The organism is Caballeronia sp. M23-90, assembly GCF_053574605.1.
Map to the genome: position 1 here is coordinate 1 of NZ_JBSIPA010000154.1, position 13,108 is coordinate 13,108.

The 13,108-nt window shown below is 60.0% G+C and carries 13 protein-coding genes and 1 pseudogene; 5 read left to right on the plus strand and 9 right to left on the minus strand.

The features are described 5' to 3' along the window. Positions 1-113: 113 nt before the first annotated feature. Positions 114-575: a response regulator gene (locus ACRXB1_RS16650; RefSeq protein ID WP_449492601.1), complete on the minus strand. Its 462-nt coding sequence runs from the start codon at positions 573-575 to the stop codon at positions 114-116. A gap of 265 nt (positions 576-840) precedes the next feature. Here ACRXB1_RS16650 and ACRXB1_RS16655 point away from each other — a divergent pair, with 265 nt between their 5' ends. Then, on the plus strand, positions 841-1,539 hold the full coding sequence (locus ACRXB1_RS16655; RefSeq protein WP_062003699.1) for a response regulator transcription factor: 699 nt from the start codon (positions 841-843) through the stop codon (positions 1,537-1,539). A gap of 119 nt (positions 1,540-1,658) precedes the next feature. On the opposite strand, the gene ACRXB1_RS16660 is transcribed toward ACRXB1_RS16655, so the two are convergent. After that, a complete protein-coding gene (locus ACRXB1_RS16660) occupies positions 1,659-3,686 on the minus strand; it encodes an ATP-binding response regulator (protein ID WP_375508697.1) in 2,028 nt (675 codons plus the stop codon). Between the two features lie 258 nt (positions 3,687-3,944). Here ACRXB1_RS16660 and ACRXB1_RS16665 point away from each other — a divergent pair, with 258 nt between their 5' ends. After that, positions 3,945-4,718, plus strand: coding sequence for an SDR family NAD(P)-dependent oxidoreductase (locus tag ACRXB1_RS16665; protein ID WP_449492602.1), 774 nt, complete (start codon positions 3,945-3,947; stop codon positions 4,716-4,718). A 10-nt stretch (positions 4,719-4,728) separates the two neighbouring features. On the opposite strand, the gene ACRXB1_RS16670 is transcribed toward ACRXB1_RS16665, so the two are convergent. Continuing rightward, entirely contained in the window at positions 4,729-5,112 is a 384-nt protein-coding gene (locus tag ACRXB1_RS16670; protein WP_174363829.1) for a VOC family protein, read from the minus strand. A gap of 1 nt (position 5,113) precedes the next feature. After that, positions 5,114-6,070: a hydroxymethylglutaryl-CoA lyase gene (locus ACRXB1_RS16675; protein WP_449492603.1), complete on the minus strand. Its 957-nt coding sequence runs from the start codon at positions 6,068-6,070 to the stop codon at positions 5,114-5,116. Between the two features lie 402 nt (positions 6,071-6,472). On the opposite strand from ACRXB1_RS16675, the gene ACRXB1_RS16680 reads away from it, so the two are divergent. Next, positions 6,473-7,606, plus strand: coding sequence for a fimbrial protein (locus ACRXB1_RS16680; RefSeq protein WP_075357300.1), 1,134 nt, complete (start codon positions 6,473-6,475; stop codon positions 7,604-7,606). Between the two features lie 351 nt (positions 7,607-7,957). Next, positions 7,958-8,359 (plus strand): hotdog fold thioesterase, encoded by a 402-nt coding sequence (locus ACRXB1_RS16685; RefSeq protein ID WP_174363828.1) that lies wholly within the window; start codon positions 7,958-7,960, stop codon positions 8,357-8,359. 30 nt (positions 8,360-8,389) lie between these two features. Here the strand turns inward: ACRXB1_RS16685 and ACRXB1_RS16690 are convergent. Continuing rightward, positions 8,390-8,619: pseudogene (locus ACRXB1_RS16690) on the minus strand (hypothetical protein); the annotation flags it as partial. 188 nt (positions 8,620-8,807) lie between these two features. Here ACRXB1_RS16690 and ACRXB1_RS16695 point away from each other — a divergent pair. Next, positions 8,808-10,163, plus strand: a complete 1,356-nt coding sequence (locus ACRXB1_RS16695) for an MFS transporter (RefSeq protein ID WP_449492604.1) — start codon at positions 8,808-8,810, stop codon at positions 10,161-10,163. A gap of 5 nt (positions 10,164-10,168) precedes the next feature. Here the strand turns inward: ACRXB1_RS16695 and ACRXB1_RS16700 are convergent, their stop codons facing one another. The 4 genes from ACRXB1_RS16700 to ACRXB1_RS16715 form a co-directional block, all read right to left on the minus strand. Continuing rightward, complete coding sequence (locus ACRXB1_RS16700; RefSeq protein WP_062003075.1) at positions 10,169-11,236, minus strand: zinc-binding metallopeptidase family protein; 1,068 nt, start codon at positions 11,234-11,236, stop codon at positions 10,169-10,171. A 120-nt stretch (positions 11,237-11,356) separates the two neighbouring features. Continuing rightward, complete coding sequence (locus tag ACRXB1_RS16705) at positions 11,357-11,941, minus strand: TetR family transcriptional regulator (RefSeq protein WP_449492605.1); 585 nt, start codon at positions 11,939-11,941, stop codon at positions 11,357-11,359. 79 nt (positions 11,942-12,020) lie between these two features. Beyond that, the gene (locus ACRXB1_RS16710; protein ID WP_449492606.1) at positions 12,021-12,938 is read right to left on the minus strand and encodes a nucleotidyl transferase AbiEii/AbiGii toxin family protein; all 918 of its coding nucleotides are present in this window, start codon (positions 12,936-12,938) and stop codon (positions 12,021-12,023) included. Next, a partial coding sequence (locus ACRXB1_RS16715; protein ID WP_449492607.1) for a type IV toxin-antitoxin system AbiEi family antitoxin domain-containing protein occupies positions 12,939-13,108 on the minus strand: 170 nt, incomplete at its 5' end.

Consider the following 13,108-nt stretch of genomic DNA (forward strand, 5'->3'; position numbering starts at 1 on the left):
TGGCGCGTGGGTTTGGCCGTGATCTGCCTGCCGCGCTGATAGAAGACACAGTGGCCGTGGTGGGCGCGGTGCTGATCGTCATGGCGATCGGCTGAAGCCAGGCCGCGCACGTGCTAGTGGCTGCGGCGTTGCGGTATCGAAAAGTAGGTGGTCAGCATTTCCGCAAGGCGCCAGGTGGCGCAGGGGCGGCGGCAATGGGCATCGAATCCGGCGTGCTTCAGCGTTTCGATGGGGTCCGCCGGCCAGATATTGCTGATTGCGACCAGCAGGCGGCCGGTCATGTCGGCGTCGGGCCGTAGCGCGCTGATGAAGGCGTAACCGGAATCGCTGTCGAGCCGCGTATCCAGTATCAATGCCTGGGGTTTCCAGTTCTGCAGCAATGAACGCGCTGACTTCAGGTTCTGCGTTTGCATCACCTGTAATCCGGTAAGCCGCAGCAATGCTGCCAGCGACTCGCCAATCAGCTTGTCCTGATGCGCGATCAACACGCGGGGCGAACCGACAGGCATACGTGCCTGCTTGCCGCTCCATAGCGCAAAGTGTCTCTCGTCATCGGTGCCTGAACGACTGCTCATGATGTCCTCCTCGTGGTTTTTATGTGAGTGGAACGCCGGACCGTGTTTCCTCTCGCTAGCTGCAGCTTCGAGTTCGGTGATGGCGGTGTTGCAGAGTCGATGACGCAGTGTCGCGTTTAAGCGTTCGCCGCAAAACCCGGTCGAGGAGGGGCATGGCGCGCGATTTTCGGGGGGATCGAATACCCTCCCACTGATCCCTGCGAAAGGAGGGGTTGCGGGAGGTCACCTTACCGGTACCATCGAATTGTGATTTTTGGGAATGGCAATGGAAAACGGTAACTTCAAGACGGTGCTGCTGGTCGAGGACGAGGGGCTCACGCGAAGCGCCATGAAGAGCCTGATCCTTGCCAATGAACCGTTACTCGATATCGATGAGGCTGACGGCATCGAACAGGCCAAGGAGAAACTCTCCGGCGGCTCGTACGATCTGGTCTTTCTCGACTATCAATTGCGGGGGAACTCCACGGGCCTCGATCTGCTGAACTGGATCGGGGAACAGGAGCGCGAAGTGCAGACCATCATGCTGTCCGCACAAGATGACCGCGATACGGTGCTGGAATGCATCAGGAGCGGCGCATGCGGATTTATATCGAAGGCGAGTGAGCAAGGCGCGGGCGTGTTTCGCGAGGCGCTCAAGACTATCCTGAGCGGCCGGGTGTATTTGCCCAATAGCGTGCTTGGAAAGGGCGGCCACAGCCCCAAGCCGGTATCGACGCATTCAGGCGTGACGGTCGAGTCGCTGAACTTGCCGCCACGGCTGACGGAAACGCTGCGTTATTTGCTGCAGGGTTTATCGAACAAGGCGATCGCCAGGAAGATGAATATCAGCGAGAACACCGCGAAGGAGTATTCGAGCGATCTCCTCGCGCGGTTTCATGTGACACGGCGAACCTTCCTGATTGTAGAGATGGCGCGCCGGGGAATTGAGATGCCGATGGGTAGTGCCGCGGTGCCGGCAAGGTAAGCGGGGGTTGGGCAGGATCTGAGAGACCAAAATAAGAAACGCAAGGGCAGGCGAGTCGCCTGCCCATTGCAACCAAGTACATTCGAATCACCGTGTCAGCACTGGCTCGATCTTCTCCTTCAGCACCGCCAGGCCGCTTCAGCAAACGACCTCCCCGATATCAGCGATGCAATCTGCCTGCGCAGTTCCGCAGGACTCACCGGCTTGCTCAGCACGTCGTGATCGCAGGCAAGCGGCACGATCGTCGCGGCGGGCTCGCCCGTCACGACCAGACATGGGCAACGCCGGCCCAACTTGGCGGCGCCGAGCATCGCGACTTCGCGGGCGGTCTTTTCATCGCGCAAACGGAAGTCGGTGATGATCAGGTCCGGGTATCGCTCGATCGAACCCAGTATCTGTTCGAACTCCTCGAAGCTGCTGGCCGAATCGAACAGCACGCCCCATTGCACGAGCAGCGCTTCCGTCGATGCCCGCACGAGGCTGTCGTCCTCGACCAACAATACATACAGCCCTTCGAGCGGCACTTCAAGATAGTCAGCGGTGTCGCCCTTTGCGCGCGGCGCGGCGTCTCCAAGCGGCGAGCCGCAAATCGGCATTTCCAGCGAGAAACGCGAACCACGGCCTTCAGCCGATTTCAGTTCGATCCGATGCTCCTCCAGCATCGAGACCACCGCGTTCACGATCGATAATCCCAGCCCGAGCCCGCGATCGTTGTCCTGCTCCGCATTGCCGACCTGGAAGAACGGCTGGAAGATTGCGTCCCAGTGCTCGGACGCAATGCCGATGCCGTTATCGACCACATCGATGCGCGTACGCGTCGCCGAGCGCACCACGCCCACGATCACAACGGGCTTGGGATTCTTGACGGCATCGGCGTAACGAATTCCGTTGGATACCAGGTTCGCAATAGCCCGTTGAAGCCAGTGCGAGTCGCTGCGCACGTAGACGGGCGCGGCAGGCATGCGCAGGCGCAGATCGACGCCATGCATGGCGGCAAGCGGGCGCAATTGCTCGGCGACTTCGAACACCGCGAGCTTCAGGTCGAACACGTGATATCGCGGCATCACGCGACCCGATTCGAGCCTCGAGAGATCCAGCACGGCGTTCAGGAATCGCGCGAGGATCACGGAGGAACGGCCGGATTCATCGATAAGCCTCGCCGCTTCGGTCACGTCGTCGTGGCGCACGGCTTCGGCGGCCGCTTGCAGGAAGAGGTTGAGCGCGTGCATGGGTTGCCGCAGATCGTGCGTGGCGGCGGCGAGGAAATTGGACTTCTCCTTGCTGGCCGTTTCCGCGGCCAACGTTTGCTGCTCTTTGAGCGATATCAGCGCGCGGGTTTTTGTGTCCTGATCTTTCTTCGATGCCAGCAAGTCGAGGTTCTTCCGCTCCAGTTGTACGTTCGCCGTGAGCAGTTCATTGTTGAGCACGCCGAGGGCGCGCTCGGCCGAAAAGCGTTCGCGCGATACCCGTTCCGCGTGAACACACACACCATGTCCTATCACGACCACGTTGAACAGATAGAACATGCCCATGTAGAAATCTTCGGGCGAAAGAATCCGGATGGTGAGCTGCAGCAGGATGATGCTGGAAAACGTGACCACGGCGGCCGTCAACGCGACCTTCGACTTCAGATAGAAGAAACCGAACTGAAAGAAAAAGACCAGGTAAAGGCCGACGAAATACCACGTGTAGTTGAACGGCCGTGGCGTGATGGAAACCAGCAGGAGCAGCAACAGGTTGCAGCCGTAGACGCCCATGAGCGTCACCCGCTGGGATGCGGCATGGGTGGCGAAAGAACCCCGCAGAGCCAGGCTTAGCACGAACATCAGCCAGACGATGCCCGCAAACCGCAGCGCCATGATGTCCATGAAAACGGGTTCGAGCACCGTGCTCACGCGCCCGAAATTGAAGTCGTACCAGAGGAAGCAGACCCACACGCTCAACGCGAGCAGCGCGGACGCGCGCCGGAAGGCGCAGAAGCGCCGGCTATGGTCTTCGAGGAACTGCGCTTCCAGCGCAACGTCGGGAAATGCCTTGGGAACCGACAGGTTACGGATGAGGCTCAGGCCTGCGTCGCGTGCGGATGCCGAAACGAGCTGTGACGGCGTTGGCGTGGCGATCTCTGCGGTGTGCTCCGGTACGTCCATGTTTCGCTCACTCGAAAAGAACGTGACCGGCTACTGTAGCGGAGCACGCGTCTTATGAAAACCTCGTAATTGCAGGGCTTTTAAGCGTTCGGCTGGCCATGACCCCGTGTCATTGATTCGATGACGCGCAGGCTATCGTCATTCAAACTCCGCCGCATTACGATTTATTCCCTGTTTGCCGCATCGCCGAGATCTTTTACGAAGTCGGATGCGGCGTTTATTGATCAGATCTAAGCCGATCTATATAGGACGAAAAACATGTCACGCGTTTTCATAACGGGTTCCGCCGATGGCCTCGGGCAGATGGCTGCAGAGTTGCTGGTGGCGCAGGGACATCGCGTGGTTCTGCATGCACGTAACGAAAAGCGCGCCGGCGATGCAATGCGTGCTGTGCCAGGTGCGGAAGCGGTGGTATCGGGCGATCTGTCCAGTATGGACGCAACACGTGACGTTGCCGAGCAAGTGAACCGGCTTGGCCGCTTCGATGCCGTGATCCATAACGCGGGCGTCGGTTATCGCGAGTCGCGGCGTATCGAGACCATTGATGGCTTGCCTCATGTCTTCGCCGTCAACACGATTGCGCCTTACATCCTCACAGCTTTGATCGAAAAGCCTGAGCGGCTCGTGTATCTCAGTTCGGGCATGCATGAAGGCGGCGATCCGGGTCTCGATGACCTGCTGTGGAAACAGCGCAGGTGGCAAGGCGCAAGCGCCTATTCGGATTCGAAGCTGCACGATCTCTGGCTCGCATTCGGCGTTGCACGGCGCTGGCCGGGCGTTTTATCGAACGCGGTCCATCCCGGATGGGTGCCGACCAGGATGGGCGGTGCGGGCGCGCCCGACGACATGAAGGCCGCGCCGCACACGCAAGCATGGCTTGCGGTCAGCGACGATCCTGCAGCAAGCGTGACGGGCGAATATTTCTTCCATATGAAACCGCGCAAGCCGAGTGCGGCCGCAAGCGATGAGCGTTTGCAGGACGGCCTGATCGCAGCATGCGAGCGACTGACCGGTATTCGTCTGCCGAATTGAACGCCTTGGATCAGACCAGTTCGGAAATCTCGATCAAATTCAGATCAGGGTCGCGGACATACACCGAGCGGATTTTTTGCGTTGCACCGGTCCGTTCGACCGGCCCCTCGATGATCGGCCAGTTGCACTGGTTCAGGTGTGCAATGACGTCGTCCAGGGGAACGGCTGCGATAAAACACAGGTCCAGCGCGCCCGAAACCGGCAGATGCGCCTTCGGCTCGAATTCCTTGCCGCGAACATGCAAGTTGATTTTCTGATTGCCGAAGCGAAACGCGCTGCGTCCCGCGCCGAAAGTTTCGAGCTGCATGCCAAGGACTTCCGTGTAGAAGTGGCGAGTCGCCGTTTCATCGATGCAAGTCAACACCAGATGATCCAGATGATCGATGAGGGCCATATCAAGCTCCTTCGTGTGCGGCTGTTCTTTGCTGATCGGGCGGGGTGTCGTGAAGATCGAGCCGGCGGCCGGCCTTGAGAATCTGGCTGGGTACATCGTGGCCGATCAACCCGGGCAACAAAGCCGATGCCTTAAGCACGGCAGCGAGATCGACACGGGTATCGTAGCCGTCGAGCGCCAGCATGTGCACGAGTTCTTCGGTACAGACGTTGCCGCTCGCGCCTGGCGCATACGGACAGCCGCCAATGCCTCCCAGCGACGCATCGAAACGATCGATACCCGCCTCCAGCGCCGCGAGAGTGTTGGCAAGCGCCATGCCGCGCGTATTGTGAAAGTGCAGCGTCAGTTCGAGCGCAGGAAACGCCTTGCGCACGCGCTCGCACAAGGCTTTCACTTGCGACGGATAAGCCATGCCGGTGGTATCGCAAAGGGTCACGCCGTGCACGCCGAGCGTGGCGAATTCTTCCGTCCAGCGCAGCACTTCTTCAACGGGAATGTCGCCTTCCATCGGGCATCCCATCGATGTCGACAGTGACACGTTGATGGCAACCGGCGTCGACTTCACCACGCCGATCACCTCGCGCAACTGGGCGAACGACTGCTCGCGGCCCATGCGCAGGTTCGCGCGGTTGTGAGTTTCGCTGACCGACATCACGAGGTTGACTTCATCCACGCCGCACGACAACGCGCGTTCCGCCCCGCGCACATTCGGCACGAGCACGGTGTAGACCACGCCTTCGCGCCGCGTAATGCCGTGCATCACGGCTTCGGCGTCGCGCAATGCGGGAATCGCCTTGGGCGACGTGAACGAGGTCACTTCGATCTTCGCGAAGCCGCACGCGCTGAGGGCATCGATCAGGGCGATCTTTGCGTCGGTATCGACGAACTGCGTTTCGTTCTGAAAGCCGTCGCGGGTCGCGACTTCCTGGATATACAGGCGTTTATGAATTGTGGTCATGGCAGTGGTTCCTGTTTTCGTGCGATGCCGCCGGTAGCTGAGGCGTGGCATCGCCACGTTTGAGCGCCGCAAGGTCTCGGATGCTCATCATGCCGTCCACACACCAAGTCGAGAATTGCCAATTTTTCCATTACCGTTTCCAAACAAGAAACGGTCCGTGCTTTGGACTCGTGACAGCGACAAACCAAACGGGCTCAGGCGCGAACAACTCATTTTAATCAAGCGTTTTGTTGGAAGACTGCTGTTGTCAATTTCGAGGTGGACGGTCATGGCACGCGGTCGGTAGGGTGTCGGTGCCTCAGTGCCTCAGTGCCTCAGTGCCTCGGTGCGCCAAGGCCGGACTGCACATCGGCTTGATTCCGGCTTACATCTTGACCTGCTACCTGAAGGGCTTCAATGTTTATGTGGCCAAAAACCGCATTCGTTTCATCTGCCACTAGCAGCACCGACCGCTCGGCGAACAACCGCTTTTTTGCTATCGATTGGGGCATCCAGACCTCTTTCAGCAGGCACCTTTTCTTCATTGCGCTTACAGCGTGCATTGTCTTCAGCGCGACGTCCGCACGCGCCAGCCTGACATGCACTTACCCGGTGAACGTAAGCAAAGTGCTTGCCGCAGGAACCATTTCGGTCCCGGCGTCGCCTGCTGTGGGGGCCACGGTCAAGACGCTGGCACCGGATGCGTTTCAGATACCGTGCAGGCTTCTTTCGTCTGCGCCCGTCTCGACTTCAGCCGACGAATACGCCATTTTTAAGACGACCGCGTCGCTGGCATCAGGGTTTAGTGATGTCTATGCGACCAACGTCCCAGGCCTGGGTGTTCGCTTTGCGTTCAACGCACCGGCGTGCAATGCGGTTAATGCCACGCTGGACAAAGGAGAGGTCAGGCTGACCTGTCCCGTCAACACGCCGGTCGGTGGACCTTATGTAAATATCGATATCGCAAGTGTCGTCAGTCTCGTGACGACCGGTCCTGTCGCCGCGGGAGCATCGAGCCTTTTAACAATCCCGACCGTCACGATCACCTATCAGCACTCAGACAGTCCTGGCAATAGTTACCAGTTTGGTTCGCTTTATACGGGCACGGCAAGCGGCACGCTCAGCACTGCCACCTGTTCAGTACAGACCGACGCTCCGGTCGTTGCGCTCCCCACCGTATCCGTACGCGGATTTTCAGGCGGCCTGGGAACCACGGCCGGCGCTCAATCGTTCAACCTCAGCTTTGCCTGTGCAACCGGCGCACAAGTTTCCATAGTCATCACCGACGCAGTCGATCCGTCGAACCGTTCGAACGTGCTTAACCTCGCGTCTGAATCGACGGCCAAGGGCGTTGGTGTACAGGTCCTCAGGGACAAGGGCACGCCGGTAAGTTTCGGTCCGGATGCGGCGGGGCCGAATGTGCCGAATCAGTGGTTGATCGGTGCTTCGCCGAACGGCGTGCTCGTGCTGCCTTTAACGGCGCAGTACATTCGTACCGGAAACGTCACGGCCGGATCGATCAAGGCATTGGCTACATTCACGATGTCGTACCAATAGCCGCACGGGCTCAGACCGGTTTGAACGCGGTGCGAAATAGACGTCGCTATCCGGAGCTGGTCGCAGAGCAGTAGTGGGCGGCTATAAACCGCAGGCGATTGCCTGAGCGCTTTATCGGACGTCGATTCAGTTTGCGCACGCGTACATCTCGCCGCTCCGGCAAAGATGGACAGGCTTGCCGGGGGATAGCCTGCAGGCCAACGACTTCGCCGTGGCCTGGTTATAGTGATCGAATCAATGTTCCGGCCGGGATCGAAGTTAGCTTTTTTTCCGGTCGATCCTATCAAGATTCATGAGACCGGACTAAGTGCTGCGGCGATAACTCCGGTCGGCAAAGGAGATCTTTTCCCGATGTCCAATCTCGTCCTCGACAACCCGTTCCTCGAATACCTCGATGCCCGGCATGTAGGCTGGAAGGAAGGCTACGCCGAATTTCGCATGCCGATCCAGCCGAAGCACCTGAACCGGCGCGGTGTGTTGCAGGGCGGGGTGGTGGCGACGCTGCTCGATGCCGCCTGCGGTTATTCCGGCTTGTATGCACCCGAGGACGAACCTGCCAGGCACGGCTTCACGTTGTCGCTGACGGTCAATTATCTGGATACAGGGCTGGGTGAAAGCGTTACAGCGAAGGGCTTTATCGAAAGACAGGGCCGCAGCATTTTCTTCTCACGCGGCGAGGCGTGGGTGGACGACAAGATCCTGATCGCGAGCGCGCAAGGGACGTTCAAATCAGCAGGACTCAAAAAAGGCTGAGGGAGCGCCGTCAGACGGCGCTCCCGATGCTTATGCAGCCGGCTTCAATATGACCTTGGTCCAGCCGTTGCCGCTTCGTCGAAGTGCTTGTACGCTTCGGGCGCCTCGTCGAGCGGCAATTCGTGCGAGATGATCGGGACTTCCTGGCCCTTGCAACTGCATTGATAACCCACGCATTCGCAGCCCCGGTCAGCGCCTTCACCACCGGTCAGCTCCAGCATCTGGTCGACGGCGGAACCATCGCTGTCATCGATACCGATGACTGGCGTACATCGAACTCCTGCAGATTGCGAGGAGACGGCAAAGGGCGGCATGGTGTTCGTGTCGCCTGGGTCCTACCACTATGACGCGATCGTTCTAGGAGTCCGGTTTATGGTCGCATCTACTCAAAGGGAACCCATCAATCCAACAAACAGCCAAGGCCAGTCCTTTATCCGGGAGTCATCGAATGTCGAGAACGTTGGAAGCCGCGCCTCCTGAAGTCGATCTGAAAACGCTGCGCAAAGTGATTCTCGCGGCATCGATCGGCAACTTCGTCGAATGGTTCGATTTCGCCGCGTACGGCTTTCTCGCGACCATCCTCACGCGCGAGTTTTTTCCGAGCGGAGACCCCGCTGTCGGATTGCTCAAGACCTTTGCCGTGTTCGCCGTGGCGTTTGCGTTCAGGCCGCTCGGCGGAATTGTGTTCGGCGTGATCGGCGACCGGATCGGCCGCAAGCGCACGCTGGCGCTGACTATTTTGCTGATGGCGGGCGCGACGACATTGATCGGTTTATTGCCGACTTACGCCGCCGTCGGCGCATTCGCGCCGCTGCTCTTGACGGTGATCCGCTGCGTGCAGGGCTTCTCGGCCGGCGGGGAATACGCCGGTGCGTGCGCCTACGTGATGGAACACGCGCCGCAGCACAAGCGTGCGCGATATGGCAGTTTCGTGCCGGTCTCGACGTTTTCTTCTTTCGCGGTCGCCGCGGTCGTGGCCTACGCGCTCGATGCCTCCCTGTCCGCCGATGCCATGAGTTCGTGGGGCTGGCGCGTGCCATTCCTGGCGGCCGCACCGATCGGCTTGATCGGGCTTTATCTGCGGATGAATCTCAACGAAACGCCGGCGTTCCGTGCGCTCGAGGGCGAGCACGCCGTGGCGCACGCGCCATTACGCGATACGCTGCGCACGCAGGCGGCAGGCATCCTGAAGCTGGGCGCGTTCATCTCCGTGACGGCGTTGTCGTTTTATATGTTCACGACGTACTTCGCGACTTACCTGCAGGTCGCCGGCCATCTGAATCGCGCGACATCCTTGCTGATTACGGTGATTGCGCTGTTTTTCGCGGCTGCGCTGTGCCCGCTCGCAGGTTTGTATTCAGACTTCGTTGGACGTAGGAAAACCGTGCTGACGACGTGCGTGATTTTGATCGCGACCGTATATCCATCGTTTTCGCTTGGCAGTTCAGGGCAGTTCCTGCCGTCGGTGCTGGGGGTAGGACTGCTGGCGATCGGCGCAGTGTTGTCGGGCGTGGTGACCGCACCTTTGTTGTCCGAAATATTCCCGACGCGCACACGCTACACCGCTTCAGCCATCACCTATAACCTCGCTTACACGATCTTCGGCGGCACCGCGCCGCTCGTCGCCACGTGGCTGATCACGACGACCGGCAACAACATGTCGCCGGCGCTGTACCTGATCGTTATTTCGGTGATGGGCCTGATTGGCGGGATGATGTTGCCGGAGACGTCGAAGGTATCGTTGCACGGCGGGCAACCGGCTTCGTCCAATGCGAGCCCGGCAGCCCTCAAAGCCGTGGCGTAAGAAGTTTATTGCTGGACTTGCCCCGCGGCCGCGATCACGCGATGCACGAAGCGCAGCTTTTCGACCACCGGCGGCGCGAGCGCGAACGGGTAAGCGTCGGGCATGCCGAGACTGCGATTCAGGCTGTTTAGCGCATAGGTGAGCGGAAACCACTGGTGCATCAGGTGGTCGAAGGTCGCTTCGCCGACGGGCGGCTGCGCCACGAGCGTGGGATCGAGCGTGTTCAATGGCGCGAGGGCTACGCCGCAGGCACGGGCGGTATCGATGGTGTCGAAGATGTGCAGGTAATGCGCCCATGTCTCCGCCCAGTCTTCCCACGCGTGCGTGGTCGCGTAGCCGCTCACGAACGACTTGTTCCAGTCCGGCGGCGGACCTTCCTTGTAGTGGCGCGCGAGCGCTCCGCTGTAACTCGCGCGTTCGTCGCCGAACAGCATCCGGAAACTGTCGATCCACGGCGTATCCGCGATCAGCCGGTCGAAATAGTAGTGGCCAATCTCATGCCGGAAATGCCCCAGCAAGGTACGGTAGGGCTCGCCCATCGCGAGGCGGGCGCGTTCGCGCTGGGCATCGTCGGCCTCGGCGATGTTCATCGTGATCAGGCCGTTGTCGTGGCCCGTGAGCACGCGTTTGCCCCGGCCATCCTCCATGAATTCGAACTGCAGCCCCGTCTTCGGATTGTCTTGGCGGGAGTCCACGCGAAGTCCGAGCGCGCCGAGCGTATAGAGCAGGCGCCGCTTTGCCGCTTCCAGCCGGAACCAGTAGTAGCGACGATTGGGCACGCCGAGGTTCGGAATGGTGTGGGTCAGGCGGCATGCGTGGCAGAGGGGATCGCGTGAATCGGCCGGCACCATCCAGTTGCAGACTTTTTCGACGGCGTAGTTGTGACACGGCTTGTACAGGCCCGCGTCGCCGCGTTCGGGGTGGCGGCTGCGCCAGAGGCCGTCGCCCGCGTCTTCGAACGCGCTGATTTCGGCGAGTTCGGGAATGAAACCCAGCAGGGACTCGCAGCGTTCGCAGCGGAAGTTCTCGAAGAACACCAACTGATTGCAGTGATTGCAATGGAAAGTTTTCATGAGCCCGGAGGTCGGAGTGCGCGCGATGTGCGTGACACAAGTCCCGGTCAAGCCTGGAACATGCGCAAAATGTGGCGGTTCGGCGAGCGTACACCTTATTGCGCAGCAACCTGCATGCCGCTAGTTCAGGCGCGCGGTGAGATACGCCGTCACGGCGGTCTTGTATTCGTCGATGAGAAGACGCCGTTCCTTCGGTTTCGCGGCCATGTAGAGCGGCGGAAGGCCCTTCACGATCTGCAAAAGCACCTCGGCGACGCGCAGTGCGTCGGCCGGCGCCAGGTCTGTGCGCCGGTGCGCGAACAGTTCCGCGAAGCGTTGCCGCAGGCGGCTGCGGTCGTCGTCGCTGCGATTGGTGGGTGTGGACGCCGCCGATAACGCCAGATAAGCCGGATGGTCGCCGATTAACCCTGTCATCAGGTCGCTCTGCCGCCCGGCGAGCTCGGGCGTGCTGGCGGTGCGTGCATGCCCGGCGAGCGCGCTCCAGCGTTCGTCCATGAGCGCGCCATACTCGGTGCGCAGCGCGATGGCGAGCGCGTCCTTGTTCGGGAAATACTGGTAGACCGCACCAATCGAAACCCCTGCGCGTGCGGCGATCTCGGTCATGGTGGCGGCTTCGAGGCCGCGTTCGGCGATGACGGTGCCGGCGGCCGCGAGCATGTCCTGCATGCGCTTCTCGGCGCGTTCTTGCTGGGGAATGCGTCGCATGGTTGAACGTCGGGGTCAGGGAGCGCTCAAGGTTACACGGAAAGCGCGCCAGGATCAGGCTTGGGGAAGCGTCGATCCATCACGTTGATGACAGAACCTTTCCGAGCTGTGCCACGAGGGCTGCTCGTTTGTCCGTATCGATACTGTTCAGATTGCGTTGGCGCCATCGCACTGCGGGCAACTCCGCGGCGGCTTGCAAATCGAGGGAATCCCAGGCGGGGTTGCCGCGCTCGAAAGCCAGGAGGAATTCCCGATGGATCTCTGGCATCGATCCAATCATCTCGCGAACCAATGTTTCCCGCGCCGCCAGGAGTTCCTCGAGCTGGACCGAATCGCGAGTCATTCCGACAAAACCTCGCTCAAACTCAGCCGCGATGTCTTTGCGTCGAACGGTCAGGATCTCGGCCATCGGTCGATCATGGCTGACCAGGTAGATCAGGAACGCTCGCCGCAGTGACTCGTCGATACCCTCGTTAGCCAGCAGATCGCGCACATCAAACAAGTCACGCGGATGCTGTCGGTCCAGCGCCGCAACGATCTTGCCCGCGTAAAGGTCCGGGAAGGAAAGTACACGCATCTCGGCAAATCCGAATTCCTCCTCGACGCTCGGTGTGACCGAGCGCATCTCCGGTTCAAACACGCACCCCCTGAGAACCGGCGTCACTTCTATCTTGATTTGTACACCGTTATGACGAACGACGAGTTTGGTGACCACGTCCTCCCTGGAACGCGCGAATAGAACGCGTGTTCCAGGGATAGCCCCGGCGATACGTTCGCCCATCCGTTTCATGGCCGTATCGATCGCCGCAAGCGAAGCCGGACGGTCCTGAATGGGCAAATAGGTCAAGTCGATATCGACTGAAAGACGTGGCAGATCGCGTACGAAAAGGTTGATGGCGGTGCCGCCTTTGATCGCGAAATGGTCTTCTGCGGAGACGGAAGGCAAGGTCCGGATCAGTAATTCGACCTGACGTCGATAAACATCGGCAAAGGCCATTCAATGTACCTCGTCGAGATCTTTGGGAACGGTGATCTGGTATGTGAAATCCAGACGTCCGTCCTTTACCAGCACCCGCTTGCCCGAACCAAGCCCGATTTTCGATCGATCGATATGCTTGAGCCATGCATGACCGTGCCGGTCCGCAAAGAAGAAGAAGAGACGCTTGA